At 51.0% G+C, this 22,791-nt stretch carries 17 protein-coding genes; 11 read left to right on the forward strand and 6 right to left on the reverse strand.

Annotated elements, in window-relative coordinates:
* Window positions 1-110 precede the first annotated feature (110 nt).
* Window positions 111-1,850 carry a bifunctional isocitrate dehydrogenase kinase/phosphatase gene (aceK, locus tag BZG25_RS03750; RefSeq protein ID WP_077638539.1) on the forward strand — a complete coding sequence of 580 codons (1,740 nt, stop codon included), beginning with the start codon at window positions 111-113 and terminating at the stop codon, window positions 1,848-1,850.
* Between the two features lie 233 nt (window positions 1,851-2,083).
* Window positions 2,084-2,557: a hypothetical protein gene (locus tag BZG25_RS03755; RefSeq protein ID WP_046074054.1), complete on the forward strand. Its 474-nt coding sequence runs from the start codon at window positions 2,084-2,086 to the stop codon at window positions 2,555-2,557.
* A gap of 13 nt (window positions 2,558-2,570) precedes the next feature.
* Here BZG25_RS03755 and BZG25_RS03760 read toward each other — a convergent pair whose 3' ends face one another.
* Window positions 2,571-3,053 (reverse strand): putative 4-hydroxy-4-methyl-2-oxoglutarate aldolase, encoded by a 483-nt coding sequence (locus BZG25_RS03760; protein ID WP_077638540.1) that lies wholly within the window; start codon window positions 3,051-3,053, stop codon window positions 2,571-2,573.
* Window positions 3,054-3,086: 33 nt separating this feature from the next.
* Window positions 3,087-3,509 (reverse strand): DUF3293 domain-containing protein, encoded by a 423-nt coding sequence (locus BZG25_RS03765; protein ID WP_046074052.1) that lies wholly within the window; start codon window positions 3,507-3,509, stop codon window positions 3,087-3,089.
* A 434-nt stretch (window positions 3,510-3,943) separates the two neighbouring features.
* Here BZG25_RS03765 and arcA point away from each other — a divergent pair, with 434 nt between their 5' ends.
* Window positions 3,944-4,663 carry a two-component system response regulator ArcA gene (gene arcA, locus BZG25_RS03770; RefSeq protein WP_046074051.1) on the forward strand — a complete coding sequence of 240 codons (720 nt, stop codon included), beginning with the start codon at window positions 3,944-3,946 and terminating at the stop codon, window positions 4,661-4,663.
* A gap of 127 nt (window positions 4,664-4,790) precedes the next feature.
* Here the strand turns inward: arcA and arcB are convergent, their stop codons facing one another.
* Window positions 4,791-7,145: an aerobic respiration two-component sensor histidine kinase ArcB gene (gene arcB / locus BZG25_RS03775; protein WP_046074050.1), complete on the reverse strand. Its 2,355-nt coding sequence runs from the start codon at window positions 7,143-7,145 to the stop codon at window positions 4,791-4,793.
* Between the two features lie 9 nt (window positions 7,146-7,154).
* On the reverse strand, window positions 7,155-8,948 hold the full coding sequence (locus tag BZG25_RS03780) for a diguanylate cyclase (protein WP_077638541.1): 1,794 nt from the start codon (window positions 8,946-8,948) through the stop codon (window positions 7,155-7,157).
* 614 nt (window positions 8,949-9,562) lie between these two features.
* On the opposite strand from BZG25_RS03780, the gene gltB reads away from it, so the two are divergent.
* The 7 genes from gltB (at window position 9,563) to BZG25_RS03815 (ending at window position 19,421) form a co-directional block, all read left to right on the forward strand.
* Window positions 9,563-14,029: a glutamate synthase large subunit gene (gene gltB / locus BZG25_RS03785; RefSeq protein WP_077578763.1), complete on the forward strand. Its 4,467-nt coding sequence runs from the start codon at window positions 9,563-9,565 to the stop codon at window positions 14,027-14,029.
* A gap of 12 nt (window positions 14,030-14,041) precedes the next feature.
* A complete protein-coding gene (locus BZG25_RS03790) occupies window positions 14,042-15,454 on the forward strand; it encodes an FAD-dependent oxidoreductase (protein WP_046074048.1) in 1,413 nt (470 codons plus the stop codon).
* Window positions 15,455-15,592: 138 nt separating this feature from the next.
* Window positions 15,593-16,288, forward strand: coding sequence for a 5'-methylthioadenosine/S-adenosylhomocysteine nucleosidase (mtnN, locus tag BZG25_RS03795; RefSeq protein WP_046074047.1), 696 nt, complete (start codon window positions 15,593-15,595; stop codon window positions 16,286-16,288).
* Window positions 16,289-16,300: 12 nt separating this feature from the next.
* A complete protein-coding gene (locus BZG25_RS03800; RefSeq protein WP_046074046.1) occupies window positions 16,301-17,260 on the forward strand; it encodes a cobalamin biosynthesis protein in 960 nt (319 codons plus the stop codon).
* A 12-nt stretch (window positions 17,261-17,272) separates the two neighbouring features.
* The gene (gene btuF, locus BZG25_RS03805) at window positions 17,273-18,121 is read left to right on the forward strand and encodes a vitamin B12 ABC transporter substrate-binding protein BtuF (RefSeq protein ID WP_108744006.1); all 849 of its coding nucleotides are present in this window, start codon (window positions 17,273-17,275) and stop codon (window positions 18,119-18,121) included.
* A 20-nt stretch (window positions 18,122-18,141) separates the two neighbouring features.
* Window positions 18,142-18,756 carry a TRIC cation channel family protein gene (locus BZG25_RS03810; protein ID WP_046074211.1) on the forward strand — a complete coding sequence of 205 codons (615 nt, stop codon included), beginning with the start codon at window positions 18,142-18,144 and terminating at the stop codon, window positions 18,754-18,756.
* Between the two features lie 101 nt (window positions 18,757-18,857).
* A complete protein-coding gene (locus tag BZG25_RS03815) occupies window positions 18,858-19,421 on the forward strand; it encodes a flavodoxin family protein (protein ID WP_077578761.1) in 564 nt (187 codons plus the stop codon).
* Between the two features lie 113 nt (window positions 19,422-19,534).
* Here the strand turns inward: BZG25_RS03815 and tyrS are convergent, their stop codons facing one another.
* The gene (tyrS, locus tag BZG25_RS03820) at window positions 19,535-20,722 is read right to left on the reverse strand and encodes a tyrosine--tRNA ligase (RefSeq protein WP_077578760.1); all 1,188 of its coding nucleotides are present in this window, start codon (window positions 20,720-20,722) and stop codon (window positions 19,535-19,537) included.
* Window positions 20,723-20,966: 244 nt separating this feature from the next.
* Here tyrS and BZG25_RS03825 point away from each other — a divergent pair, with 244 nt between their 5' ends.
* The gene (locus tag BZG25_RS03825) at window positions 20,967-22,289 is read left to right on the forward strand and encodes a peptidoglycan DD-metalloendopeptidase family protein (protein ID WP_077578759.1); all 1,323 of its coding nucleotides are present in this window, start codon (window positions 20,967-20,969) and stop codon (window positions 22,287-22,289) included.
* A gap of 77 nt (window positions 22,290-22,366) precedes the next feature.
* Here the strand turns inward: BZG25_RS03825 and erpA are convergent, their stop codons facing one another.
* Window positions 22,367-22,708, reverse strand: a complete 342-nt coding sequence (gene erpA / locus BZG25_RS03830; RefSeq protein WP_021022145.1) for an iron-sulfur cluster insertion protein ErpA — start codon at window positions 22,706-22,708, stop codon at window positions 22,367-22,369.
* Between the last annotated feature and the right edge of the window lie 83 nt (window positions 22,709-22,791).

Raw genomic sequence — 22,791 nt, forward strand, 5'->3', positions numbered from 1 at the left:
AGGTGTATCGAATCATGTTGCTTAGGTCAACAAAAAAGTGATCCTGATTGCTTTTTCAACAAAACTCTGCGAGCTTGAACAAGGGAGCAACCAGATCGCAAGGAGCGCGAATGACCCAAGAAGCGATGGCCCAATTAGTCGCCAATACCATACTACAAGGCTCGGATGCTATGTATGGCCGGTTTCTCGATGTCACCTCCGGTGCCCAGGAGCGCTTTGAGCAACAAGACTGGAAAAGTGTTCAACAAGCGCTTAAAGCGCGTATCCAGTTCTACGACCATCATGTTGGTTTGGTCAGTCAACAATTAGGAGCCATGCTCGGCAAAGCGCACGCCACACGCTCCTTTTTGATGGCAGTCAAAGCGGCTTATGTCACCTTGCTTGATGACTACCCGCGTTACGATATCGCCGAGAGTTTCTTTAACTCTGTGTATTGCCGGATCTTTGAACACCGCAATATCCGTCGCGATAAGCTGTTCGTGCAAAGCTCCCAAGGGGGACGGATCCCCAAATATCCAACCCCTTTATTAAGACGCTTCCAATCGCAAGCCGGCATTTACGCCACCTTAGAGCGGATGCTCGATAGCACCCCGTTTACCCTACCTTGGCGGGATAAAAGCGGCGATCTCAAACGTGTGACACAAATACTCCAAGCGCGGTTTGGCCCGCAACTTACCATGAGCTTTACCCTAGAAATGGTTCGTCAGCCTTTTTTCCGTAATAAAGGCGCTTACCTTATCGGCCGACTCGATATGGCTAACCAGCGCCGGCCTTTGGTGCTGCCGCTCGCGATCTCCGAGCAAGGGGAGCTATACATCGACGCCTGTATTACCGACAGTGATGATGTCAGCATCGTGTTTGGTTTTGCCCGCTCGTACTTCATGGTCTACGCCCCTGTGCCGGCGGCGTTGGTGGACTTCCTTAACCAGCTGATGCCCAACAAAACGCCCGCCGAGCTCTACACCGCGATCGGTTGCCAGAAGCACGGAAAAACCGAGTTATACCGTGAGTTTCTTTACCACCTGGATAACTCGGATGACTTGTTTGATATCGCGCCTGGGGTCAAAGGAATGGTGATGTCGGTATTTACTCTGCCTTCCTATGGGTTTGTGTTTAAGATCATCAAAGACAAGTTTGCCCCGCAAAAACAAATGACCCACGCCCAAGTAAGGGAAAAGTACCGCCTGGTTAAAGAACACGATCGGGTTGGACGCATGGCCGATACTCAAGAATACCGTAACTTTATTTTTCCCCGTGACCGCTTTAGTGACGCCTTAATTGATGAACTCCTCGAGGTTGCCCCCTCCTGCGTTAACGTCACCGACAACGAAGTGCGCATTCGCCATCTCTACATGGAAAGGCGCATGATCCCGTTAAATATTTATCTCGAACAAGCCGAGCCGGACGCGATCACCCAAGCCGTACAAGAATATGGCGATGCACTCAAAGAATTAGCCGCCGCCAACATCTTTGCCGGCGATATGCTGTTTAAAAACTTTGGGGTCAGTCGTCACAATCGGGTCATTTTCTATGATTACGATGAGATAGCGTATCTCACTGAGGTAAACTTTCGCCATATTCCGCCACCTCGCTACCCAGAAGATGAACTGGCTGCAGAGCCTTGGTACAGCGTGGGCGAAAATGACGTATTCCCAGAAGAATTTCGCACATTTTTACTGGTTAATCGTACCGTTGCCGACGAGTTTGATCGCCTCCACCCAGAGCTGTTTGAAGCTGGTTATTGGCAGCAACTGCAAAGCCAGGTAAAGGCCGGGTATTTTCATGATGTGCGTCCCTACAGCGAAGAAAACCGGTTAGGACACGCGACGCTCTCACCAAAAACGGCCTAATATTTGCTCAGTCATCATGTGTTAACCGCACACTGGCGATTTACCGCCTTTTTGCGCCAATAAAGTGGCAAACCGTCAATATATTGGCATCTTAGTCTATCGACCGTTATCGGCACGCATGAGGAGAGAGACAAAATTCGGCAGTAGTATCTATTTTTTGTCTACACTGATCGCAACGCATCAGCGTCTTCTAAGACTGAGCTAAGCCTAAAAAGAACAATGAGGCACAGGATTTGAGTATAAAACAACTAGGACTGTTGACCCTCGTCTTACAAGCTGTGGCAGCGCCTGCGTGGGGCCAACCGTTAACTTGGCAAACGCTGCCAGCTGGGACAGCTGATCATTTTTTTATTCAGTCTATCCCATCAGCCACACAAGGTTTTGACAGTTGGACCATTCAGTCAGGCTATCGTTACCCACTCAGTAATGTATCTGTTTATATGGGCACGCAACTGAAAAGCGAAAACGACCAACACACCACGCAACAAGGGTTGTTAAGCGGGATTGAATACCGTTTTACCGACAAGCTGCGTCTTTCGAGCCAAATTAGCCGCGATAATGACGATACCCTGATCAATCAGTGGGGCGTCAGCAGTCGCTACCAGTTGAGTGAGTCAATTGATGTGAATGCCGGGCTAGATGTCGAGTTTCGTCCCGAAACCTCCCCCGAATCGATTTACCAACTCGGGGTTGGGTTGCACTTTTAACCCGCCGCCCAGATTAACTGATCAGTGGCTCTGCACACACAATCACGCCATTTAGATCGGCATACAGATAATCACCTGCCCTCACAGACACGCCGTTTAACGCTAACGCGACATCCACATCGCCCTGATCGCGTTTTTGCGTTTTTATCGGACAGACACCCAGAGCCTTAATTCCGATCGGCAAGGTCGCTAGCGTCGCCGCATCGCGAACCGGCCCAACGATGACGACGCCTGCCCACCCATTATCAACAGCGCTTTGTGCGATAAGATCGCCCAGCAAGGCTCTATCCATCGCACCAGAGCCATCCACTACCAGCACCTGGCCCTCACCTGGGGTAGCCAGCATCGCCTTCACTTTGGAATTATCGTGATAGCAACGTACTGTACGAACTCGGCCTTCAAAGCAGCAATGAGCGCCATAGTTCTGCCACTGCAGTGGGATCCATTGCACCGCCTCCGGGTGATTGTCACATAAGTCCGGCAATTTATCGTCCATGATGCCTTTCTCCTTTTTCGTTGTGGGAAAGAGTTAGCGAGTGGCTGCCGTAAACAAGGATGAAAAACGCACGTTCAGTGATTGCGGTGTGAACGCATCCATCAAAACAGGCAACAACCATAAACTATCATTCTCTACCCAATAGATGGCATTTTGTTGCCATTGTTGCGCCAATAACATGGCTTCGTGCTTATCCACAGCAACCGCAAAACCCGGCTCATACCAACTCCCATCCGGCGCCCCACCATTCATTGGCCAATAGCGTATCCCTTGTTGTGTCATTGCACTTTCAAGCTGAGCATTACGCGATTGATTCTCTTTCTCAGATAAAGGTTGGCTACGCGGATTAAATGCGGTAAGAATAGCAAATGCTTCGGCATCTGGCGCTTGAGGAGCGTGAAACGCGATCGATTGGTAAGTTTTCCACAATTCTTGCTGGTTATCAGGATCACACATTGTTTACACCTACTCGTAACGCATACTATGCTTAGTGACTAATTATGCGTCATTATTCAGAAAGTTAAGTTAAAACGCGTCGCTAACTGACATTTAACATGCTTTTGATTGGGGTCAATAAAGGATGAAAAAAATCATCAACCCTTATCCTAATATATTGTTAGCGTGCTGTTAAATGAATACAATTGGCGATAATTAATGGATATCAGAGTGATTGGCTTGGTGGTGCACTCATACTGCCACGCCCCGTCTTAAGCTGGAACTCACGGTGCGTTGTCTAGCATCGACGAACACTTCTCTATGGATGGCGTGCCATATGTTAGTTGCGAGGTTCGCGGTAGACACTCCTCGCATTTTTGTAAATTTTTTTCACAGGCTAGACAGTCTAGACTGTGAAGTGCAACCGGATTCTATTTAGATATTAGGTATCGCCAATGCAAACCCCGCAAATTCTGATTGTAGAAGATGAACAGGTCACACGTAACACGCTGAAAAGTATCTTTGAAGCGGAAGGTTACAATGTGTTTGAAGCCAGCGATGGCGACGAAATGCATCAAGTCCTGTCTAACCATCATGTTCACTTAGTGATCATGGATATTAACTTGCCAGGTAAAAACGGCTTGTTGCTCGCGCGCGAATTGCGTGAACAAGGTGACATGGCGCTGATGTTCCTCACTGGGCGTGACAATGAAGTCGACAAGATTCTCGGGCTCGAAATCGGTGCCGACGACTACATTACCAAACCGTTCAACCCACGCGAACTGACTATCCGTGCGCGTAACCTGCTCACACGTGCCATGAGCAGTGTCAACGACAGCGAAGAAAAGCGTAACGTCGACGTGTATGTCTTTAACGGTTGGACACTCGACATCAACAGTCGCTCGCTCATTAACCCAGAAGGGGAAACCTTTAAGCTGCCTCGCTCTGAGTTCCGCGCCCTGCTTCACTTCTGTGAAAACCCAGGCAAAATTCAGACGCGTGCTGAGCTGCTTAAGAAAATGACGGGTCGTGAACTTAAGCCGCACGATCGTACCGTGGATGTCACGATCCGCCGGATCCGTAAACATTTCGAATCGCACAATGACACACCAGAGATCATTGCGACCATTCATGGTGAAGGTTATCGCTTCTGCGGTGAAATCGAAGAGCAATAAAGAGTCGTTGAGAGACAGTGCATGGTTTAATGACTGCGTGTCGAACTCAAGAAAAAGGCGCCGATTAAGGCGCCTTTTTTCTCTTTGTCGCTTGCTGGTTTCTCAGTGGGCTCGCCAGCCAGAAGCGCTACGCTTGCTCGTCTAACCATGCTTTGAGCACATCCAGATCGTGCTGATAACCATCTTTGATTTCATCAATCCAATCCGCAATGTTTTCCCACCACGCGGGGAGGTCGGGTGACTGTGCTTTTTGCGCCACTTTTTGAATATGCTTGAGTCCCACCGATCCTGCAGCGCCCTTAATTTTGTGCGCTTCAGAAACAATGCCTTCTTGATCTCGTGCCGTCATATTCGAGTCGAGGATGGCGATGTACTCTGGCATGGTTGACTCAAACATCTCAATGCTTTGTTTCACAGGGTCTATACCCACTAACTCCACATACCCAGTGAGCATATCCATATCGAGTAACCGCTCTGCTTGTTCATTCGCGATAGGACGGCTCGGCGCGGGCTCATTCACACTCTCGACGTCTGTCACCATGTTTGATGACAAAGCATACTGCTCAATCACCTGGTTAAGCGCACTCACACTAATGGGTTTGCTGATCGCATCGTCCATTCCGTTGGCAAGATAGCTATTTTTGTCATTAATAACATTGGCGGTCAGCGCAACTAAAGGTGGCAGTTGCGCATACTGCTCTCGCCAAGTAGCCGCGATATCAAACCCGGTCATATCGGGCAGTTGAATGTCGAGCAGCGCCAGATCAAACGCGTCTGGCGAGAACACATCTAACGCCGACTGCCCATCGCGAGCGACGGTCACCTGGTGCCCCAAGCTCTCAAGCAAGCTGGTAGCAACAGTAATATTGAGCTCAATATCCTCCACCAATAAAATACGCAGCCTGCTCTCCACTGGGGTGAGTGCCGGTGTTTCGTCTTCTCCAGGCTCACTCAATGGCACCTTGACGGTAACCGTAAAGGTACTCCCCTCGCCCTCTTCACTGTCGAGAGTAATATCTCCCCCCATCAAACGGGCCAATTTACGCGATACCGCCAAGCCAATACCTGTCCCAACGGCATGCAGGTTTTCCCCTGCCTGTTTAACTTGGTAATACATGGCAAAAATCTTGTCTTGTTCATCCGCGGGGATCCCGATACCACTGTCTTCAACGTCAAAGCATAAATGGGCTTGGTCACCGTCCACTTCCGCGCTGACTGTAATGATCACACAGCCTTGCTTGGTAAACTTGACCGCATTACCGACGAGATTCCATAGGATTTGCCGCAGCCTCGTCGTATCAACCGCCACATAGTCAGGGAGTTCGGTCACTCGCTCAAGTTCAAAACGTAAGCCCTTTTGCTCGGCCATCAACCCTGAAATATTGTCGATTTCGGTAACAAATTCATTTAAATCCACACTGGTGGGATGCAGAGAAAGACGTTTGCGATCAGATTTGTCTAAATCAATGATGTCGTTAAAAATATTGCCCAACGTGATCGCACTGACATAAATCGTCCGCAGATAATTACGTTGCTTATCATCCAAGTTTGACTCCAGCAACATGCGGCTTAGGCCAACAATCCCATTGAGCGGGGTACGCAATTCATGACTAATGGTGGAAATAAACGCTGTTTTTTCTCGGCTCGCTTTTTCTAGCGCATCTTGGTAGCGCTTACGCTCGGTAATTTCTCGCCCAAAACCAAGCAGCCCAAGGTGCCGCCCATCTCGGGCAAAGAAAGGCACTTTGCGCAATTCAAAATAGGCTTTGCGCCCGTCTTGATATTCAAGCCATTGCTCGTAGGTTATCGACACATTGGCGTCAAACACTTGCTGGTCGGTTTCGACCACTTTTTCAGCGATATCTTCGCGATAAACGTCCCAAGGTGTCAGCCCTTTGAGCGTTTTCTCGTCATAACCGGTTAGCTCTTCCATCGCTCGGTTACAACCCGAGAACTGACCATCAGCGTTGCGGTAATAAATCAAATCCGGGGAAGCATCAATGAAAGAGCGGAGTAAGGCGGTTTGCTCCGCCAGCTCCAACTGCGCTTTTTCACGCTGATAAACTTCGTTTTCAAGATCTTTAATCGCCTGCTGCCGCGCACTCTCCGCTTTCTCACGCTCTTCTATTTCCGAGTTGAGTTGCTCAATATTTTCGGTGAGTTGGCGGTTAAGGCGCATATCACGCGCACGCATTTCTTCCAGCTTAGAAACCAGTTTTGATAACCGCTGACGAGACTCCTCCAGTTGATCAACCACCACCGACAGAAAGTAAACCGCCCACGGCGTAATCACCAGGCCAAAGAAAACCGAGCGAATGATATCAATATTTTGAACCGTGCCCTCAAGGACTAAGGTAATCCCCACTTGCACCACTACCGCGAGCGCCACGAGCGCCAAAGCCAGTAGCATGCTAAAGCGCACTATGCCTAACTTGACCAGCAAGTCGACGTAATATTGGGCAAGGACTTTAAGTTGTTTCATATAGGCTTATTAACCGCCAGATTCGAAGTGAATTGATTCAGCCACCGAGGCTCGTTGCTTGTTTGATGGGCGAGAATGAGAGGCACCTTGCAGCACACTCACACGATTGCGGCCATGTCGCTTGGCTTGATATAACGCACGATCCGCGCATTGTACCAAATCGCCATAATCTTGATCCGGCGCTGGGATCATACACGCCGCCCCCAGGCTCATCGTCAGTTGCTGGGTGGATGCCTCGTCCAAGTGTTCGATGTTCGCCGCTAATATCGCTTGCCTCGCCCGTTCAGCCACATCCATCGCGCCGTTTAGCCCTGTCTGTGGTAAGACAATCGCAAATTCTTCCCCCCCATAACGGGCAACCATATCCATCGGGCGATGAACGGACGATTTTAGCGCCTTGGCCACTTGCTGTAAGGCCCAGTCACCCTGCTGGTGACCATAGTGATCGTTGTAAAGCTTAAAATGATCTATATCGCAAAGAATAAACGCCAGGGGGGTCTGCTCTCTGGCGTGTGAACGCCACAGCGTGCTCAATTGCTCGTCAAGACTGCGTCGGTTAGCCACTTGAGTAAGGCTATCAACAAAGCTGAGCTCCTGCAGTGCCATGATGGCATCGGCTAACTGTTGTTGTGTCTCTTTCCGTTCGGTGATATCTCGTGCCATCAGCAGCACAGCCGGTGCCAACGTGACCGGATCTTGAATGCGTGACTTGGTCACCTCATACCAAGTTTGCTCACCCGTATCCGTTAAAATGACATCTTCATAGGTAATGGTTCCACCCGTTTCTAGCACCTGTTTATCACGCGCTTTGTGTTGATCAAATATCTCCGGATCTACCACATATTGCGCCGGTGCATTCTCGAGCGCTTCAATGGTGGTGCCAAGCGCATCGGCATACGCTTGATTACACGCCAAGTGATAATAGTCTTGATCAAAAATACCGATAGGGTCGACACTCGCTTGGAAAATCGCACTGAGCAAGTTACTTCGCTGCTCCAGCACTTGCTCAACCGAGTGACGCTGTTGTGCTTCTTTTTGTAACCGCTCCTGCATCTGGTGCCAATTGGTCACATCATGGCTAATACTCAATGTGCCTATCACTTCCTGCTTATCATTTTTAAGCGTTGTGATATTCGTTTCCAATAAGCAGCTCTGATCATGATGTTGTGTCGCCCAGGTACGTACTGTTCGCGGCTCGGAAAGCGGCTCACCGGCTTGCCAAAGCACTGCTTCCTGCTCTCGGCCCTGCCAGAAGCGGTCAAAGGCGGCGTTCGTACCCACCACGTTTCCCTCAACATCTTGAAAGCATACGAGCTCCGCCAAGGAATTAATCACGCTTAAAAGCACACCTTGTTCTTGTTGCTGCAGGTGCCATTGCGTGTTGGACTCAGAGGCAGAAAATGAAATGAGCCAGGCACGCTTGCCGCGACAGCGGATCGGCAAGCCAGATAAGGTCACCTCAACCCGCACCCGATTCGCGCCCGGGGCTCTGACTTTGGCTTCAACATTAGAAAATGGCTGAGGCCAACGCTGCGCCACAATAAAAGCGCGCACCGCTTGCTGCTGTTTTTCATTGGCGGTTTTAAACCGGTTGTGGCTACCTACCAGCGAAAAAGACTCCACACAAGGTGCATTGGCATACAAGATATCACCATCATCGGCCGTGACAATCGCATGTGGCGTGTCTAACCCGGCCATGTAAACCCGCCAATCGGATAACGCCAGTGTCGCTCGACGCGCGCGCCAACCGTAGCCAAGCAAAGCGCCTAACACGAAAACCAAGCTAAAACTAAAAAACGCCATGCCACTCCTGTCTGCCTTATTACTGTCCTTGATCGTATTCACGCCCTACCTCACCGGCGACGTATTCTGCCACAGTTTTGATAGAACGCGTGATTGTCCTGTTCACAGCTTTGCGAATATCATTTGTTATTTTATTACATCAATTGACAGTGCTTTTTGCTATGAAAGAGAAAGCATATAACGCACCCTTCTTTATTCATCATCAAAGCTAGAATATCTACTCGAATTCGCCTTTTATTTAATAATTATTTAACAAAATGGCATAATTGCGAATAGATATTATTCATCAAGAAAACCACAATAAATACTTTTATATCAGTTGTTTACAATAAAGACATACTTCTATTGCTATGCATAAAGGATGCATATAAAAATTTGACCTTTGCAAGGTTTACCGTTAATTTGGAAGGTCGCTGAATAGCGCTTTGCCTGTGTATTCTCTGTCAATCCATCGATAAAACAGTGAGTTAGAGTGTAGATCACCGACTTTTCTCGTTAAAAAATCACAACATAACGAGCGCACAGTCACAAAGCGAATCTGTTCAGAGTGGTCAGGAGGATCACGACAATAAATGCAATCACTGCGCGTAACGCAGTAGCAAGGGAGAATTGCAATGTCGCTGTACAACCCAATGCTGGAAAAAGATAACTGTGGTTTTGGCCTTATCGCCCATCAAGAGGGGGAGCCCAGCCACAAACTGGTTCGTACTGCTATCGCTGCACTTGACCGCATGACCCACCGAGGTGGCATCAACTCTGACGGCAAGACAGGCGATGGTTGTGGGCTACTACTGCAAAAGCCCGACCGCTTTTTCCGCCTTATTGCTGAGCAAAACCAATGGAAGCTGAGCCGTCTATATGCGGTCGGCATGATTTTTCTCAGTGCCGATCCGGCAAAAGCCCAACAAGCCAAACAACGCTTCGAGCAAGAAATCAACGCTGAAACGCTATCAGTGGTGGGATGGCGGACCGTACCGACCAACCCAGATGTACTCGGGGATATCGCCAAACAGTCTCAACCGGTCATTGAACAAGTGTTTATCAATGGTCCAGCAGGCTGGCGCGCACGCGATTTAGAGCGACGCCTGTATATTGCGCGTCGCCGTGCAGAAAAAGCCTTGGCAGACGATGCTGACTTTTATGTCACCAGCCTATCCACACAAACCATTGTTTACAAAGGGTTGTGTATGCCAGCGGATCTGCCTCGTTTTTACACCGATCTCGCGGATCTGCGCCTAGAGTCATCTATCTGCTTGTTCCACCAGCGTTTCAGTACCAATACTCAACCACGCTGGCCGCTCGCACAGCCCTTTAGATACCTTGCCCACAACGGCGAAATCAACACCATTGAGGGGAACCGTCAGTGGGCACGCACACGTGCATACAAATTTAACTCCCCTTTGTTGCCTGACTTACATCAAGCCGCCCCGTTTGTGAATGAATCAGGGTCTGATTCCTCAAGCCTCGACAACATGATGGAAGTTTTTCTCGCCGGTGGGATGGACTTATTCCGGGCTATGCGCTTACTGGTGCCGCCCGCATGGCAAAATCACCCAGATATGGATGATGAACTGCGCGCATTTTATGACTTTAACTCCATGCATATGGAGCCATGGGACGGGCCAGCGGGCATCGTGATGTCAGACGGCCGCTATGCCGCCTGTAATCTTGACCGCAACGGCCTGCGTCCGGCGCGCTATGTGGTTACCAAAGATAAGTTTATTACCCTCGCCTCCGAGATTGGGATCTGGGATTACGCACCTGACGAAGTGTCAGAAAAAGGCCGCGTGGGCCCGGGTGAGCTTTTAGTGATCGATACCCGCGAAGGGAAGATTTGGCACTCAGGTGAAATCGATGATGAGCTAAAAAGCCGTCATCCGTATCGTGAGTGGCTGGACCAACATGTCCGTCGTCTCACACCGTTTGAAGACTTAGATCCTGACACCAGTGAAGGCAGCCGTAACCTTAAAGACGCCCAGCTTAAGACCTATCAAAAGCTGTTTGGGATGTCGAATGAGGAAGTGGATCAGGTCGTCAAAGTGCTGGGCGATATTGGCCAAGAAGCCACTGGCTCCATGGGTGATGATACGCCAATGGCCGTATTATCGTCGCGTCCACGCTGTGTGAGCGATTACTTCCGGCAAAAATTTGCCCAGGTGACTAACCCACCGATTGATCCGCTGCGCGAGAACCACGTGATGTCTCTGGCCACCTGTATTGGCCGTGAAATGAATGTGTTCTGTGAAACCGATGGGCACGCCGAGCGGGTCGCGTTTAAGTCTCCGGTTCTTTTGTTCTCGGATCTGGTGCAACTGCTTGAGCTGGACGATACCTATTATCGCAACAGCATTTTAGATATTAATTACGATCCGAACGAAAAAGATCTTCATCAAGCCATCCTCGATTTATGCGATCAGGCCGAGCGTTGTGTCCGTGATGGCACCGTTCTTGTGGTGCTCTCTGACCGCAGTATCAATAAAGATACGCTTCCGATTCCTGCGGCAATGGCGGTCGGTGCGGTGCAAAAACGCTTGGTTAACCAAAACCTACGCTGTGATGCCAACATCATTATCGAAACCGGCAGTGCTCGCGACCCCCATCAATTTGCGGTGTTACTCGGGTTTGGTGCCACGGCGGTTTATCCTTACTTAGCCTATGAAACACTGGCGAACTTGGTCGATATTGGCGCCGTCGATAAGCCGTATCGCGATGTGATGGTCAACTTCCGTAATGGCATTAATAAAGGCCTTTACAAGATCATGTCAAAAATGGGGATTTCGACCATTGCCTCTTACCGTTGCTCGCAGTTGTTCGAGGCGGTTGGCTTGCACCAAGATGTGATTGAGCTTTGCTTTAAAGGCGTGGCTAGCCGCATTCAAGGGGCCAATTTTGATGATTTCCAACAAGATTTGATCAACCTATCTCGCCGAGCATGGATCAAGCGTAAACCGCTTGAACATGGCGGTCTGCTTAAGTATGTCCACGATGGCGAGTACCACGCGTATAACCCAGATGTGGTGACCAACTTGCAAAGCGCGGTGCGATCTGGCGAGGCCATGGATTACAAAACCTACGCTAAAACCGTGAATGAGCGTCCTGTGGCAACCTTGCGCGATTTAATGCAACTGAAAAAAGCGGCCTCACCGGTTGCGCTCGAGCGTGTAGAGCCGGCAACGGAGCTGTTCAAACGGTTTGACTCGGCGGCGATGTCTATCGGTGCCTTGAGCCCGGAAGCGCACGAAGCGCTGGCTATTGCCATGAACCGTCTAGGTGGCCACTCAAACTCCGGCGAAGGAGGCGAAGACCCACGTCGTTTCAATAGCGAACGCAATTCACGCATCAAACAGATTGCATCTGGCCGTTTTGGCGTCACCCCGCACTATCTGACCAATGCGGATGTGCTGCAAATCAAGGTTGCCCAAGGCGCGAAGCCCGGAGAAGGTGGACAACTGCCTGGCCATAAGGTGACGGCAGAAATTGCTAAACTGCGTTTCTCCGTCCCCGGCGTGACCTTGATTTCGCCACCGCCGCATCATGATATTTACTCGATTGAGGATTTAGCCCAGCTGATCTTCGATCTCAAACAAGTTAATCCGCAGGCACTCGTGTCGGTTAAGCTGGTTTCAGAGCCGGGCGTAGGCACCATTGCCACCGGGGTGGCCAAAGCGTACGCCGACCTAATAACCATCTCAGGGTACGACGGTGGGACAGGTGCAAGCCCGCTCACCTCGGTAAAATATGCAGGTAGCCCGTGGGAATTGGGGCTCGCTGAAACTCAGCAAGCACTGGTTGAAAACGGCTTGCGCCATAAGATCCGTTTACAAGTCGACGGGGGCCTAAAAACCGGTTTAGACATTGTCAAAGCCGCTATCTTAGGCGCAGAAAGCTTTGGCTTTGGTACCGCCCCTATGGTCGCACTTGGCTGTAAATACCTTCGTATTTGCCACCTCAATAACTGTGCAACTGGCGTTGCTACTCAGGATGAAACCTTGCGTAGTGAGTACTTTAAAGGCCTGCCCGAGCAAGTGATGAACTTCTTCAAAGGCCTAGGGGAAGAAGTGCGCGAGCTGCTGGCCGAACTAGGGGTGGAAAAGCTTACCGATCTGATTGGTCGAACCGACCTCCTTGAGGCGGTTGATGGCTTTACCGCCAAGCAACTGAAGCTCGACCTAAGCCATATTCTCGATGCACCAACGCCGTGGCCAGGTAAGACCTTGTATTGCAGTGAGCCTAACACGCCATTTGACAAGGCTGAACTTAACCAAGCCCTGCTTAGTGAGCTGGGTGAAGCTATTGCGGCCAACCACAGTGCCAGTGTCTACAAGTCTGTTCGTAATACCGACCGTTCAGTCGGTGCCAGCTTGTCTGGTGCGATTGCCAAGCGTTACGGCAATACCGGAATGGCAGCTAACCCGCTGGATGTCCAGCTGCAAGGTACCGCTGGCCAATCGCTCGGGGTATGGAATGCCGCGGGAGTGAACATCACCCTTATTGGGGATGCTAACGACTACGTCGGAAAAGGCATGAGCGGCGGACAGATTGTGATCCGGCCCCCTATCGGCTCAGCATTTGCCAGCCATGAGTCCACCATCATGGGTAACACCTGCCTATACGGTGCCACTGGGGGCAAATTGTTTGCGGCCGGTAAAGCCGGTGAGCGTTTTGCCGTGCGTAACTCAGGCGTCCATGCCATTGTGGAAGGCGCGGGCGACAATGCGTGTGAATACATGACGGGAGGCATTGTGGCCATTCTCGGTCGCACCGGGGTCAACTTTGGCGCTGGGATGACCGGTGGCTTCGCATACGTGCTGGATGAAGAGGGTGATTTTAACGGTCGTATCAACCCTGAGTTGGTTGAAGCCCTGTCTTTGGAGGCTTTGGCTATCCATCAAGAGCACTTACGTGGCCTGATAGCCCAACACTTCGAGCTGACCGGCTCGGATCGTGCACAACAGCTGCTCGATGACTTTGACACTTGGGTACACCGTTTCTACCTCGTCAAACCGAAAGCCGCTGATGTGAATACCTTATTAGGCCACCAAAGTCGCAGCGCTGCTGAGCTGCGCGTTCAGGCGCAGTAAAAGGAGGGACCCATGAGCCAGAACATCTATCAGTTTATTGATGTGCAGCGCATTGACCCGCGCAAAAAAGCGATTGAAACGCGCAAAATTGAGTTCGTTGAAATCTATGAACCCTTCACTGAAAAAGAGGTGTCAGCACAAGCGGATCGTTGTCTTGACTGTGGCAACCCCTACTGTGAATGGAAGTGCCCAGTGCACAACTATATTCCGCAGTGGCTCAAGCTCGCCAACGAGGGTCGGATTATAGAAGCGGTTGAGCTGTCGCACCAAACCAATAGCCTGCCCGAGGTATGTGGTCGCGTGTGCCCACAAGACCGTCTCTGCGAGGGTGACTGCACCCTCAACGACGACTTTGGCGCCGTCACCATCGGCAATGTCGAAAAGTACATCACGGACAAAGCCTTTGAGATGGGCTGGAAGCCTGACATGTCACACGTTGAGTGGACAGATAAAAAAGTCGCCGTGATTGGTGCCGGCCCAGCAGGACTCGCCTGCGCCGATGTACTGGTCCGCAACGGGGTAAAACCCGTGGTCTTTGACCGCTACCCAGAAATTGGGGGCTTGCTCACCTTTGGCATTCCATCTTTTAAGCTGGAAAAAGATGTGATGCGGCATCGTCAGCGTGTCTTTACCGAGATGGGGGTTGAGTTTCGCCTCAACACCGAAGTAGGTAAAGATATCGACATGCAAACCTTGGTCGATGACTACGATGCGGTTTTCTTAGGGGTTGGCACCTACAAGTATATGCGTGCAGGCCTCGCCAATGAAGATGCGCCCGGCGTCTTTGATGCGCTGCCCTTCTTAGTCTCCAACACCTATAAGGTGATGGCACTGGACAATGCTCCACCGTTCATCGATATGGCGGGGAAACGTGTCGTGGTGCTTGGAGGGGGAGATACCGCGATGGACTGTGTCCGTACCTCGATTCGTCAACAAGCCGCCAGTGTCACTTGTGCCTATCGTCGTGATGAGGAAAACATGCCTGGCTCGCGCCGTGAGGTCAAAAATGCCCGCGAAGAAGGGGTGAACTTTATGTTCAACCTGCAACCGTTAGGGATTGAAGTCGACGGTAATGGCAATGTTAGCGGCGTCACTGTGGTGAAAACCCAGCTCGGAGAGCCTGATGCTGCGGGTCGCCGCCGCCCAGAGCCAATTGAGGGCAGTGAGCATGTGCTGGAAGCGGACGCGGTGATCATGGCCTTTGGTTTTCAGCCACACGCGATGGAGTGGCTAGAACCTTACGATGTCGCCCTTGATGAGCGCGGACGAATCCAAGCGCCCGCAAAAGGTGATATCTTGTACCAAACTACGAACCCCAAAATTTTTGCCGGGGGCGATGCGGTGCGCGGCTCCGATTTGGTGGTGACAGCCATTGATGAAGGTCGCAAAGCAGCAGAAGGCATCATGGACTACCTAGAAGTATAGCGCGGGCGACGCTCCAGCGGTATCGTCCGACATCGTTCACGTAGACATCGATGCTATCTATCCAGAAGTGCCTCAAAGGAGGCACTTTTTTATTGCCTCATGTACACTAACGGCATTTACACGAACAGGATTATCAGCATGAAAATCGGCATAATTGGCGCCATGGAGCAAGAAGTCACTCTACTGCGCGACAAGCTGGAAAACAGCGCCACTCACCAAGAAGGCGGCTGCACCTTTTATACTGGCACTTTGCAAGGCCATGATATCGTGTTACTTCAGTCTGGCATCGGTAAGGTTGCTGCTGCCGTTGGTACCAGCTTGCTGCTATCACAATTCAAGCCTGACTGGGTGATCAACACAGGGTCGGCTGGTGCGTTTGAGCCCTCACTCAATCTGGGTGATGTGGTAGTGTCTTCCAAAGTCTGCTATCACGATGCGGATGCCACTGCATTCGGCTATCAAATGGGACAAGTGCCGCAGCAACCGGCGGTCTTCGAGTCCGATGAAGCATTAATGCAACTCGCAGAAAAAGCAGTGGACAGCCAAACACATGTGGTGCGTGGCTTGATCTGTACCGCCGATACCTTTGTGCACACCGATGCCCACCGCCAACATATCTATACCCACTTCCCAGATGCGGTGGCCGCCGAAATGGAAGCGGCAGCGATCGCGCAAGTGTGTGCCCAGTTTGCCACGCCTTTTGTGGTAGTGCGCGCCATCTCCGATGTCGTGGCAGAAAAAGAGTCACCCATGACCTTTGAAGAGTTTCTGCCGTTAGCGGCCAAAAGCTCATCGGCCATGGTGGAAAACATGATCGCAATGATCGACGCCTGATCACTCGACCCCATGGATGATTTGCTCAATCCGCAACAATGGATGATCTACGCCGCCGACCAAGGCCGCTTATGGGCGCTGTGGTTGGCGGTATTAGTGCACTGGCTACTCCCATTGCCCAGTCAATACTCTCCGTTTCAATACTGGCGACAGTATGCCGACTTGCTCGCGAGCCAAGTCAACAAAGATACAGACCCTAAGCGCCAGCGTAAGCTTGCCGGTGCGCTCGCCTTAATGTTGATGGGTGGCACCCTCGCCATTTTTTTAATCGCCACCCGAGAGCTCGTTTGGTCGCGTCCCCTGTTCGATGCCATATTGCTCTGGCTCGCACTTGATTGGCGGCCAATCGATAAGTTTGGCCACACCATCGCCCATGCGATAGACCAACATGACAAGGGCGCAGCGCGCGCGTTGCTCGCCACACGCGTCAATCGTGAAACCGAGTCTCTGTCATTGATCGGAATAGGAAAAGCGGGCGCGGAAACACTGCTTCTTGGCACAGCGCGGCACTGTGTTTGCGTGATATTTTATTATCTGCTCGCAGGCGGTGTGGGTGCCTTGCTATACACCAGCTTGGTACACCTTCACCGCGTTTGGACCCCAAGCCGCTTAAGCTATTACCCGTTTGGACTCGCCAGCGCCCGCTTATTGAACCTGTTGGATATAGTGCCAATGGGGCTGTTTGCTGTGATCGTGGCAATGAGCCGTCAACCTTGGTCACACCTAAAAACCGGCTGGCAGCAGGGCAGACGCTGGCGAACGCCTGGTTCAGGTTGGCTACTCGCGTGTGCAGGTAGTCGCTTCCAGCTCTCTCTAGGCGGCCCGGCTGTTTATCAAGGTACTAAGACCTTGAGAACCAAAATTGGCTATGGGGTCACCCCTGCTTGTTATCACCTTTTATTGCTGCGCTTGAAGTTAACCCACAGTGTTTTAATCTGGCTCGGGTTATGCTCCTTGGTTTTAATCGTTTAAGGACACTGATTGATGCCACGTTTTCGTGCCCTTTGTACCCTTTTTCGCTTGCAAGCCTGTTGGCTTGTCTTGGCCTTAACATGGATGCCTTTTGCTCACGCCACTCCGTTGCGAGTGATTAGTCTCGCCCCCCACGCCACAGAGCTGGCTTATGCCGCTGGGCTTGGCCCCAATATGGTCGCTGCAAGTGCCTACAGTGATTATCCGCAGCCGGCTCAGTCGCTCGAACGCGTGGCCAACTATCGGGGAGTCAAACTCGAACGCATTATCGCCCTGCAACCGGATCTTATTTTAGCTTGGCGCGGCGGGAATCCGCCCAAACCTCTGGAAGCCTTGGCGGAATTAGGCTTTACCATCCGTTACCTCAACCCAGACACGCTCAGTGATATTGGTCAGTTTATTCGCGAGCTAGGTCATTATAGCGAGAGCCCAGACATCGCCACACGCAATGCTAACGCCTTTGATCAAAAGCTGGCGCAATTAAACGCCCAGTACCGCAGTGCAGAGCCCGTTCCATACTTTTACTTACTCAGTGACACGCCACTGATGACCGCCAGTAACCGAGCCTGGCCGAGTCAGTTATTTCGTTTATGTGGAGGGAAAAATGTCTTCGCCGACAGCCCCGCCGCCTATCCACAAGTCAATATGGAACAAGTCATCACACGTGCCCCCAAAGTGCTTTTCCACACAGGCGAGCAGCTACCAGACAGTTGGCATTCAATGGCTGAGTTGCTGCCTAAGGCGACGCGCCAGTTTACTTGGTCACTTAACCCGGATTGGCTCACTCGTGCGACCCCTCGTGCATTAAACGCCGCCGAGCAAATTTGTACCGCCCTCGATGAAGTCCGTCAGGCACAATAGGATTTAGCATGACTCAGACCATGATTTTGTATTTATTCGACTTATTCGGTACGGCCGTGTTCGCAATTTCCGGGGTGCTGGTGGCGGGCCGTCTGCGTATGGATCCCTTTGGCGTGGTCGTTCTCGCCTGTGCAACCGCCATTGGCGGCGGGACAGTGCGAGATATGGCGATGGGGGCCACACCTGCGTTTTGGATCACCGACACCACCTATATCTGGGTGATTTTAGCCACCTGTGTGGCCACTATGCTACTTATCCGTCATCCTCGCCGTCTCCCCTGGTACGTGCTGCCTTGTGCCGATGCCATTGGGTTGGCGGTCTTTGTGGGTATCGGTGTCGATAAAGCCCTGAGTTATGGCGCATCTCCCTTGGTAGCGGTGATCATGGGCGTGATCACCGCGTGTGGCGGCGGCATTATTCGTGATGTGCTCGCGCGCGAAGTACCTATGGTGCTGAGAACAGAAGTGTATGCCACTGCCTGTATTGCTGGCGGCATCGTTCATACCCTCGCCGTTCAAGTCAGCCCGGGCTCTGTGACTGCCTCTATTGTGGGTATGGTCACCACACTATTGATTCGCTTAGCGGCGATCCGCTGGCATTTGTCCTTGCCACCGTTCGCGCTAGACAGGTCTTAAAAGCCATTATTGGGACAGTATGCCGAGCCTGAATAGACAGTGGTTGAAATTTAGACAACACACCCTAAGGTCTGACGTACAGTCTCAGTAAAGGAGCCACTATGATCAGCATTGCCATTATTTATCATTCTGTCGACGATCATACTCATGCGCTAGCCACCACGATTGCGGAAGGCATTCATGCCGGCGATGCCGAACCTGTGGTTTACCGCATTGAGCCAGACATGATTGAAAACGGACGCTTTGTCGATGACAAGGTGTTTGAAAAGCTTAAAGACGTTGATGCGATTATCTTCGGTGCGCCAACCTACATGGGTGGACCGAGCGCCCAATTTAAGGCGTTTGCCGATGCCTCTAGCCCCACCTGGGAGCGCCAAGACTGGCGAGGAAAGTACGCGGCTGGCTTTACGGTGGGCACCTACCCAGGAGGTGACCAGCCACAGACACTGCAGTATTTCCAAACCTTAGCCAGCCAGCATGACATGCTGTGGTTAAGTCTAGGTCGCGCCAACATAGGGGTGGAAAAGATTAATCCAAGTGGTACAAGCCTTGGGGTGACTGCACACACGCCAGAAGATGATCAACCTAACGAAGCCTGCCTACAAACGGCGTTTTATCTTGGTCAACACATGGTACGTGCACTAAAAGGCGTTTGGCACACCTAGTGGCTAAGCGCCAGTCCCACTATCGGTGTTGAGTATTTGATATAAAAAACCCTCGCGTCATGCGAGGGTTTTGCACTCTCAGTGGCTGCTGAATACGCCAGCTAGGGTGCGGTTTAGCTGAGCGTCACCCGAGCAAACTTGCGTTTTCCCACTTGGTAAACGGCTTCACCCGCGGCAGGCACTAACTTGGTATCTTCGACTTTTTCGCCATCAATTTTCACCGCGCCTTGGCGAACCATACGCAGCGCATCGGAGGTGGAGTTAACCAACCCCGCCTCTTTTAATAGGTTAGCAATCGCCATACCTTGCTCGAAGGTGAAGCTTGGCATTTCATCCGGCATCGCGCCTTTTTGGAAGCGATTGACGAACGTTTGCTCAGCGGCATCGGCGTCGGCTTCGGAGTGGAAACGCGCGATGATTTCTTTGGCTAGCAGAATCTTAATATCACGTGGGTTTTTACCCGCTTGTACGTCCTGCTTAAATTGGACGATTTCCTCGAGGGGACGGAAAGACAGCAGCTCATAGTAATCCCACATCAGATCGTCAGAAATCGACATGATTTTACCGAACATATCATCCGGGCGTTCGCTCACACCAATGTAGTTGTGTGCTGACTTCGACATCTTTTTAACGCCATCTAACCCAACCAGCAGTGGCATGGTCATCACCACTTGCGGCTTCTGTCCTGCTTGCTTTTGTAGCTCACGCCCCATCAGCAAATTGAACTTTTGGTCAGTGCCGCCCAGCTCAACGTCAGCTTCCAGTGCCACCGAATCGTGCCCTTGAAGCAGTGGGTAGATAAACTCATGGATAGCAATGGCTTGGTTGCTGGTATAACGCTTTTTAAAGTCATCACGCTCAAGCATGCGAGCCACGGTCGAGCTTGCCGCCAAACGGATCATGCCATCTGTGCCCAGCTCCCCTAGCCATTTCGAGTTGAATTCGATACGCGTTTTCGCCGGATCCAGAATTTTGAACACCTGCTCTTTATAGGTCTCTGCATTTTGCAGCACCTGTTCACGTGTCAATGGTGGACGGGTAGTATTTTTACCACTTGGATCACCCACCATACCGGTATAATCACCAATCAAGAAGATCACTTCGTGGCCAAGCGCTTGAAAAGCTCGCAGCTTATTAAGGATCACTGTATGACCCAGGTGGATATCGGGTGCGGTGGGGTCCGCGCCAAGTTTGATGCGAAGAGGACGATCCTCTTTCAGCTTTGCCACCAGCTCGTCTTCCGGGATTACTTCATCTACGCCACGTTTTAGTTCTGCTAGCGCAGCTTCCAGGCTCGCCATAGTCTCTTGCTCCTACCCAATAGGCAAAAATGTGATAAACCGACATACTACTCGAATAGCGACAGTTTTTGAAACCAGTTAAACTGATAGAGTGTGTACAGGGTGCGCGCAGCGGCTGCCGTCAAAAGATGTTTGTGGTCTTTGTGTCAGCCGTGTCAAATCTACTTCAGGGCATCATCCCCAATAAAACCGATTGGGTGTCTGACTGTCATAACTTTATTCGTAGTGATTCAACATAGTCTTCATGCCGTTAAATAAACTCGCAGCCTTACCTAAGTTACATAAACTCGTTATCGGTGCATTGAGCGCATTCATTGTCTTATTAATCTTGGTACCAGACGGCGCCGATACGCCGCGCCCTAAACCTAATTTCGAACCGGGTAAACATTACCCGTTACCAGTTAAAGCTGTCTCATTACTGCCTCCCAAAGAAGAGATGCCCGCGCAGTTTAAGCGCAATATCAACTGGCAAACCTATGAAGTGCAGCCTGGCGAGAGCATGGCGCTACTGTTCAGCCGTGCGGGGTTAAGCCCAACGACCCTTTATCGCCTTGTGAATGCCGACGAAAGAACGCAAACCCTCGCTTACTTAAATCCAGGCGATGAAGTACGCCTAGGGGTAGACGATGACGGCGAACTGGTGCAGCTCATTCAGCCTCGAGGCAGTAATGAAACGCTGATCGTCAACAAAATTGATGATAGCTATCAATCACGTATTGAAACCAAGCACGTGGATACGCAGCTAAACTTTGCGCGCGCGACCATCAAGTCAAACTTCTGGCAAGCAGCCTCGGATGCTGGATTAAACCCAAATCAGATCATGCAATTGGCGGGGATCTTTGGTTGGGATGTGGATTTTGCCCTTGATATTCGCAATGGTGATAGCTTCTCCGTGTTGTATGAAGAAGAGTTTGTGGAAGGGGAGCATATTGGCAGTGGTAATATCCTCGCCGCGACCTTCACTAACCGAGGAGATACCTTTACGGCAGTACGCGCAAAAAATGGTAAGTACTACACGCCGAGTGGTAAAGCGATGAAAAAAGCGTTTTTACGCTCACCGGTTAACTTCCGCTATGTTAGCTCAAACTTCAACCCACGTCGTTTGCACCCGGTCACTGGTCGTGTAAAGCCTCACCGTGGTACCGACTATGTTGCGCCAGTGGGTACCCCCATTAAAGCAGCTGGGGACGGCGTGGTGATGAAAGCCTCGTATAACCGCTTCAACGGCAACTATGTGTTTATCCGCCACAGCTCGACCTATATCACCAAATATTTGCACCTGACCAAGCGTAAAGTGAAAACCGGCCAGCGAGTCAAACAAGGGGATATCATTGGTACGCTAGGCTCAACAGGGCGCGTGACGGGCGCACACTTGCACTATGAGTTTCTCGTCCATGGGGTACACAAAAACCCGCGGACGGTAAAGCTGCCTGAGGCGAAGTCGTTGCAAGGCGAACAGAAAAAGGCGTTTGTGCGACTGGCCGAATCGCGTATGGCTCAGCTAAGTAAGTTTAATCAGTTACTGGCCACCGTGGGCAGCTTGAATCATTACAACCGAGGTGGCTAATCGCCTTGGCGCATAAAAAACGGCGCTCAAAGGCGCCGTTTTTTTATCTCAAAAAGCTGAACGTCGCCATAAAAAGGTTAGACGCTAAACGATGCACCACAGCCACAGGTGGTCGTGGCATTGGGGTTATCAATGAAAAAGCGCGATCCTTCAAGGCCCTCGGTGTAGTCGACCTTACCGCCCATCAGGTACTGTAAGCTCATAGGATCAACCACCAGCATCACGCCGCTTTTTTCGATCTCCATATCCCCTTCATTGACGTTTTCATCGAAGGTAAAACCATATTGGAAGCCGCTACAGCCACCACCGGTGATATAGACGCGCAACTTCAGGTTGGGGTTTTCTTCTTCCTGAATCAGCGTCTTTACCTTGGTTGCCGCGGCCTCAGAAAACTCTAACGGCAAAGGTGCTTCGCTCATTGTTACCTCACATGCTCTTTGTGCTAAGTATGGGATTATCTAATACCTGAGTAAAGTGTTCAAGTATTGCGCGTTTGATCGCA

The sequence above is a fragment of the Salinivibrio sp. ML198 genome (genome assembly GCF_001996015.1).
Taxonomy (GTDB): Bacteria; Pseudomonadota; Gammaproteobacteria; order Enterobacterales; family Vibrionaceae; genus Salinivibrio; species Salinivibrio siamensis.

What these genes read in the sequence shown, in the direction of transcription:
- erpA (WP_021022145.1), bottom strand. Translation starts at nt 22,708, where the DNA reads ATGAGCGAAGCACCTTTGCCGTTAGAGTTTTCTGAGGCCGCGGCAACC.
- BZG25_RS03765 (WP_046074052.1), bottom strand. Translation starts at nt 3,509, where the DNA reads ATGTGTGATCCTGATAACCAGCAAGAATTGTGGAAAACTTACCAATCG.
- BZG25_RS03800 (WP_046074046.1), top strand. Translation starts at nt 16,301, where the DNA reads ATGGATGATTTGCTCAATCCGCAACAATGGATGATCTACGCCGCCGAC.
- gltB (WP_077578763.1), top strand. Translation starts at nt 9,563, where the DNA reads ATGTCGCTGTACAACCCAATGCTGGAAAAAGATAACTGTGGTTTTGGC.
- mtnN (WP_046074047.1), top strand. Translation starts at nt 15,593, where the DNA reads ATGAAAATCGGCATAATTGGCGCCATGGAGCAAGAAGTCACTCTACTG.
- BZG25_RS03760 (WP_077638540.1), bottom strand. Translation starts at nt 3,053, where the DNA reads ATGGACGATAAATTGCCGGACTTATGTGACAATCACCCGGAGGCGGTG.
- BZG25_RS03790 (WP_046074048.1), top strand. Translation starts at nt 14,042, where the DNA reads ATGAGCCAGAACATCTATCAGTTTATTGATGTGCAGCGCATTGACCCG.
- btuF (WP_108744006.1), top strand. Translation starts at nt 17,273, where the DNA reads ATGCCACGTTTTCGTGCCCTTTGTACCCTTTTTCGCTTGCAAGCCTGT.
- aceK (WP_077638539.1), top strand. Translation starts at nt 111, where the DNA reads ATGACCCAAGAAGCGATGGCCCAATTAGTCGCCAATACCATACTACAA.
- arcB (WP_046074050.1), bottom strand. Translation starts at nt 7,145, where the DNA reads ATGAAACAACTTAAAGTCCTTGCCCAATATTACGTCGACTTGCTGGTC.
- BZG25_RS03815 (WP_077578761.1), top strand. Translation starts at nt 18,858, where the DNA reads ATGATCAGCATTGCCATTATTTATCATTCTGTCGACGATCATACTCAT.
- BZG25_RS03780 (WP_077638541.1), bottom strand. Translation starts at nt 8,948, where the DNA reads ATGGCGTTTTTTAGTTTTAGCTTGGTTTTCGTGTTAGGCGCTTTGCTT.
- BZG25_RS03810 (WP_046074211.1), top strand. Translation starts at nt 18,142, where the DNA reads ATGATTTTGTATTTATTCGACTTATTCGGTACGGCCGTGTTCGCAATT.
- BZG25_RS03825 (WP_077578759.1), top strand. Translation starts at nt 20,967, where the DNA reads ATGCCGTTAAATAAACTCGCAGCCTTACCTAAGTTACATAAACTCGTT.
- tyrS (WP_077578760.1), bottom strand. Translation starts at nt 20,722, where the DNA reads ATGGCGAGCCTGGAAGCTGCGCTAGCAGAACTAAAACGTGGCGTAGAT.
- arcA (WP_046074051.1), top strand. Translation starts at nt 3,944, where the DNA reads ATGCAAACCCCGCAAATTCTGATTGTAGAAGATGAACAGGTCACACGT.